Source organism: Streptomyces sp. NPDC059477, from assembly GCF_042749375.1.
Classification (GTDB): Bacteria; Actinomycetota; Actinomycetes; order Streptomycetales; family Streptomycetaceae; genus Streptomyces.
Genome location: NZ_JBHYUG010000145.1, coordinates 1 through 5,065, shown reverse-complemented (window position 1 = coordinate 5,065; position 5,065 = coordinate 1). Strand labels below are relative to the sequence as shown.

Below are 5,065 nucleotides of genomic sequence, written 5' to 3'. Positions count from 1 at the left end.
GCCACGTGATGTGGCGTGACACGTGGCGGGGCGGGGCGAGGCGGGGCGAGGGCCTGAACGGCGGCAGGACTGCACGGCCTGAGCGACGGCGGGCGGCGATCGGAGCGGTTGCGGATCCGCGCGGCCTGGACGCCTACGAATCGATTCCCGGCCCCTGACGCGCCCGCCCCGCCCAAAGGGCGCCTGGACAGGTCAGCGGCCCCACCGATCCGCGGCCTGGACGCCTGCGGATCGATTCCCGGCCCCTGACGCGCCCCGCCCGCCCACCGGGCGCCTGGGCCGATCAGAGGCCCCGCTCTCGGGGTCCCCTACGGCTGGAACGACACCGGGCGCCAGCGGCACGAGCAGAGACGGCCCACCCGGCTCCGGGCACCAACGACCTGAGCAGCTCCCGGGCGACGGCCCGAACAACGACGGATCCGACCGGCAACCCGACGGACCACCTGGCCCACAGGCCGGCCACGGGCCTCAGCAGCCCAGATCGCGGGGAGCGCACGCTGCGGCAGCGGCGGCAGGGCGGACTGGGGCAGCGGGTGCTGGAGCGACTCCGGGCGCCAGTCCCCGCAGCTCCGGGGCGACGGCCCGAACGGCCACAGGCCCAAACAGCGACGCGACGCGACCCGCCCGACCAACCCGACCCACGGACCGGACAGCGACCCCGGCAGCCCACCTCTCAGGGTCTCCCGGCGGCAACCGGCAGCAACGGAACACCCGACTCGGGCGGCTACGGCTGGAACGGCACCGGGCGCCGGCCTGAGCCGCTCCCGGGCGACAGCCCGAACGACCACGGGCCCGACCAGCGACACATCCCGCCCGACCATCCGGCCCTCGGGCCGGTCAGTAGCCCAGTTCTCTGGGGTCGTGCACCAGCGGCAGCGGCTCGGCCGGCTGCTCCAGGGTGGGCAGCTCGGTCAGCTGTTCCCAGGGGACCTGCGTCTTGCGCAGATCGGTTCTGATGCGGTTCGCGAGCTTCTTGGTGTCGCGGCGGTTCATGACCGCGCCCACGGCGGCGCCCACCATGAACGGCATCAGGTTGGGCATGTTGCGCACCATGCGCTTCATGATCTGCTGGCGCAGCTCGCGCTTCATCTGGCTGCCGAGGGCGGCATTGACCGACGCGGGTTTCATCACGTCGATACCGCGCTCTCCGGACCAGGAGCGCAGATAGGCCGTGCTGCGCTCCGTGAGCGTGCCGGGCGGTCGCTGCCCGTACACCTCGTGCAGCTCGGCGATCAGCTTCAGTTCGATCGCGGCGACGCCGGTCACCTCCGCGGCCAGCTCGGCCGGCATCGCGGGCGGCACCGGCATCATCGCCGCCGCGCCGACCCCGGCTCCGACGGTCGCCGAGGCGTTCGCCGCACCGGCCACCAGCTTGTCCGCGATCTGCTCGGGGCCGAGCCCCGGGAAGTGCCGGCGCAGGGTCGCCAGATCCCGTACGGGGATCCGCGGTGCCAGCTCGATCAGCCGGTCCGCGAGATAGGCCAGGAACGCCCTGGCCCGGTTGCCGCCCTTGCGGGCGCCTTCCACGGCCAGGTCCCTGGCCCGGTCCCGGATGACCACCGCCCTGCGACGGGCGGCGGGCGCCGGACCTTCCAGCGGTGCCGGGAGGTCGGCCCCGGCCGCCGGTTCGAGCGAGGCCGACCCGGGGACGGGTTCCGTACCGGAATCCGTCATGGAAAGGCCTCGCTCGTCGTCACGCTCGCCGTACGGACCGTCATGGGACGGCCCCGGGTCCGTTCTCCGCGCGGGAAAACGGCGCTTCCAGGGAGGGGTCGAGCCAGACATGCCCGACCCCGCCTCAGTCGCAGTCGCGGCAGATCGGCTGACCGTTCTTCTCGCGGGCCAGCTGGCTGCGGTGATGAACCAGGAAGCAGCTCATGCACGTGAACTCGTCCTGCTGCTTGGGCAGGACCCGGACCGCCAGCTCCTCGTTCGAGAGGTCGGCTCCGGGAAGCTCAAGGCCCTCGGCGGCCTCGAACTCATCTACGTCGACGGCCGAGGCGGACTTGTCGTTCCGCCGGGCCTTCAGCTCTTCGAGGCTGTCCGAGTCAACGTCATCGTCGGTCTTGCGTGGGGTGTCGTAGTCGGTTGCCATGTCGCTCTCCCCCTCCGGGTGTCTGCGGTGTCTCCAGCGCACGTAACGCGTGAGAGGCCGGACTTGTGCCCGACCCGAGGCGGAGATTTTGCCTCACATCAAGGTCTGTTACTCAATCGACACCCAACCGGACTCCTCAAGAGTGATCGGCTGGGATGGCGAACGGGACCGTACACGGTCCGGATAGTGCACTTCAAAGGCATCTCACCGTGTACTTCCCGTGATCAGACCCCTGGAAAACCAGGATTTTCCCGGCTTTCCCCTGGCCCAAACGATCACGGAGAGTAGATGGCTGGAAAATCGCCCTTGTGATCGATCACACACTGGTCTGATCCAATCCCAGCCCGAAAATTCCGCGCAAAGCGAACATCCCTGCGTGTGTCGGCGACATGATCTCAGACGGGGAGCGTCACTCTCATCACCAGCCCACCCCCTTCACGGGGCTGAGCGGCGATATGCCCGCCATGTGCCCTCGCCACGGACCGCGCGATGGACAGGCCCAGGCCCACACCCTTGTCACTTCCCGTGCGCTCGGTCCGCAGCCGCCGGAACGGCTCGAAAAGATTGTCGATCTCGTACGCCGGCACCACCGGCCCGGTGTTCGCCACCACCAGCACCGCGTGCCCGTGCTGAATACCCGTGGTGACCTCGACCCAGCCATCCTCCGCGATGTTGTACCGGACGGCGTTCTGTACGAGGTTCAGCGCGATCCGCTCCAGCAGCACACCGTTGCCCTGGACCACCGCCGCCTCGCGCGTGCCGCGGATCCGCACGCCCTTGGCCTCCGCCTCGGCGTGCACCTGGTCGATGGCCTGCCCGGCCACCTCCGCGATGTCCACGGGCTTGCGCTCGACGATCTGATTGTCGCTGCGCGCGAGCAGCAGCAGACCCTCCACCAGTTGCTCACTGCGCTCATTGGTGGCCAGCAGCGTCTTGCCGAGCTGCTGCATCTCCACCGGGGCGTTCGGATCGGACAGATGGACCTCCAGGAGCGTGCGATTGATCGCCAGGGGCGTGCGCAACTCGTGGGAGGCGTTGCCGACGAAGCGCTGCTGGGCCGTGAAGGCCCGCTGGAGGCGCTCCAGCATGTCGTCGAAGGTGTCCGCCAGCTCCTTCAGCTCGTCGTCCGGGCCGTCCAGCTCGATCCGCCGGGACAGGTCCGAACCGGCCACCGCGCGCGCCGTACGGGTGATCCGGCCGAGCGGCGACAGGACCCGGCCGGCCATCGCGTAGCCGAAGGCGAAGGCGATCACCGCGAGGCCCAGCAGGGCCAGCAGGGAGCGGCTGAGCAGGTTGTCCAGGGCGTGCTGGCGCTGCTGGTTCACGCAGTCGTTCATCGCGTTGTTGAACTCGCTCGCCGAGCCCTGCTCGGGGAAGTTGCAGATCGCGCTGGAGATCTTGCCCTCGACGATCTTGAACGGCAGATCGCTGCCCACGTTGAGCGCCTGCGCGGCCAGCAGATAGATGATCGACAGCAGCAGGATCCCGGCGATCAGGAACATGCCGCCGTACAGCAGCGTGAGCCTTATCCGGATGGTCGGGCGCAGCCAGGGCACGGGCGGCACCGGCCTGCGGGGGTCCCAGGTGGGTTTCGGAGGCGCCTGGGGAGGCGCGGGTGTGGCGGCCACCCTGGATCAGATCCGGTATCCGGAGCCGGGCACGGTCACGATCACCGGCGGCTCGCCCAGCTTGCGGCGCAGCGTCATCACGGTCACCCGCACGACGTTGGTGAACGGGTCCGTGTTCTCGTCCCACGCCTTCTCCAGCAGCTGCTCGGCGGAGACCACCGCGCCCTCGCTGCGCATCAGCACCTCCAGCACCGCGAACTCCTTCGGCGCCAGCTGGATCTCCCGGCCGTCGCGGAAGACCTCACGGCGGTTGGGGTCGAGCTTGATGCCGGCCCGCTCCAGGACCGGCGGCAGCGGCACGCTGGTGCGCCGGCCCAGCGCGCGCACGCGCGCGATCAGCTCGCTGAAGGCGAAGGGCTTCGGGAGGTAGTCGTCGGCGCCGATCTCCAGGCCCTCGACCCGGTCGCTGACATCACCGGACGCCGTCAGCATCAGCACGCGCGTGGGCATGCCCAGCTCGACGATCTTGCGGCAGACGTCGTCGCCGTGCACCAGCGGCAGATCGCGGTCGAGCACGACCACGTCATAGTCGTTGACGCCGATGCGCTCCAGGGCCGCCGCACCGTCGTACACGACGTCGACGGCCATGGCCTCCCGGCGCAGTCCGGTGGCCACCGCATCGGCGAGCAGTTGCTCGTCCTCGACGACGAGTACGCGCACGTCGCTAGTCCTTCCTGATGTCCCGCCCACGCTGCGTAGCGGCACGCGCGGACAGGGGTCGCTTGGGAGTGTTGGCCTCCATCCTGCCCTTTTCGGTCATAAGTCGGGGGTAAGCCGTTGCCCGGCCCCGCCCGGTCCCGCCCGGGAGGGCCTCTCCGGGCCCGACGGCAAGATTTCCGCGGGGCCCCGGGAATGCCGGATTTTCTCCTCCGGTTGAGGTTTCCACGGAAGGAAGCGGGGGGAGGACGGCTTTACACCCCGCGATCACGCTCTGCACGCACCGTCGCATCTCGCGGCGCCTCCGTGCTCCGCTTTGCCGCAGAGCGGGCGTGGGTGTCCGGCACCGTCGCCGCCCGGCGCGGCAGCGCTGGGCACCCGCATCGGCGTGATCGCCCCTTCCCGAACGGCACACCCCCGTGCCACAGACCCACGACCCAGGACGAGGGGGCGCAGCATGGACGCTTTCACCACAGGACTTCTGCAGCGCATAAGGGCGACCGAGTCCGACCTGACGCGGGCGCAGGACGAGGGCGACGACTTCCTCGTCGAGGTCGAGCAGGGCGAACTCGACGACCTGCGCCGCCTCGCCGCCGAACATGGCGTGGAGATCGGCGTTCCCAGCGTCTGACCAGCACCCGGCCGCACCGAGCAGGGCCCCGGCGATCCAGCGCCGGGGCCCTGC

5 protein-coding genes are annotated in these 5,065 nt (G+C 70.1%); 1 reads left to right on the top strand and 4 read right to left on the bottom strand.

Annotated elements, in window-relative coordinates; translation table 11 throughout:
- Positions 1-837 precede the first annotated feature (837 nt).
- The 4 genes from ACFXAZ_RS37890 to ACFXAZ_RS37875 all read right to left on the bottom strand — a co-directional run bounded on the left by ACFXAZ_RS37890 (position 838) and on the right by ACFXAZ_RS37875 (position 4,383).
- A complete protein-coding gene (locus tag ACFXAZ_RS37890) occupies positions 838-1,785 on the bottom strand; it encodes a hypothetical protein (protein WP_384601075.1) in 948 nt (315 codons plus the stop codon).
- A gap of 13 nt (positions 1,786-1,798) precedes the next feature.
- Complete coding sequence (locus ACFXAZ_RS37885; RefSeq protein WP_003993510.1) at positions 1,799-2,095, bottom strand: DUF4193 domain-containing protein; 297 nt, start codon at positions 2,093-2,095, stop codon at positions 1,799-1,801.
- 395 nt (positions 2,096-2,490) lie between these two features.
- Complete coding sequence (locus ACFXAZ_RS37880) at positions 2,491-3,723, bottom strand: sensor histidine kinase (RefSeq protein WP_384601072.1); 1,233 nt, start codon at positions 3,721-3,723, stop codon at positions 2,491-2,493.
- Between the two features lie 6 nt (positions 3,724-3,729).
- Positions 3,730-4,383, bottom strand: a complete 654-nt coding sequence (locus ACFXAZ_RS37875) for a response regulator transcription factor (RefSeq protein WP_069778299.1) — start codon at positions 4,381-4,383, stop codon at positions 3,730-3,732.
- A 454-nt stretch (positions 4,384-4,837) separates the two neighbouring features.
- Here ACFXAZ_RS37875 and ACFXAZ_RS37870 point away from each other — a divergent pair, with 454 nt between their 5' ends.
- Positions 4,838-5,011, top strand: coding sequence for a hypothetical protein (locus ACFXAZ_RS37870; protein WP_384601068.1), 174 nt, complete (start codon positions 4,838-4,840; stop codon positions 5,009-5,011).
- The last annotated feature ends 54 nt before the right edge of the window (positions 5,012-5,065 follow it).

Coding starts and splice junctions, on each gene's coding strand:
- ACFXAZ_RS37890 (WP_384601075.1), bottom strand. CDS start 1,785: ATGTCTGGCTCGACCCCTCCCTGGAAGCGCCGTTTTCCCGCGCGGAGA.
- ACFXAZ_RS37885 (WP_003993510.1), bottom strand. CDS start 2,095: ATGGCAACCGACTACGACACCCCACGCAAGACCGACGATGACGTTGAC.
- ACFXAZ_RS37870 (WP_384601068.1), top strand. CDS start 4,838: ATGGACGCTTTCACCACAGGACTTCTGCAGCGCATAAGGGCGACCGAG.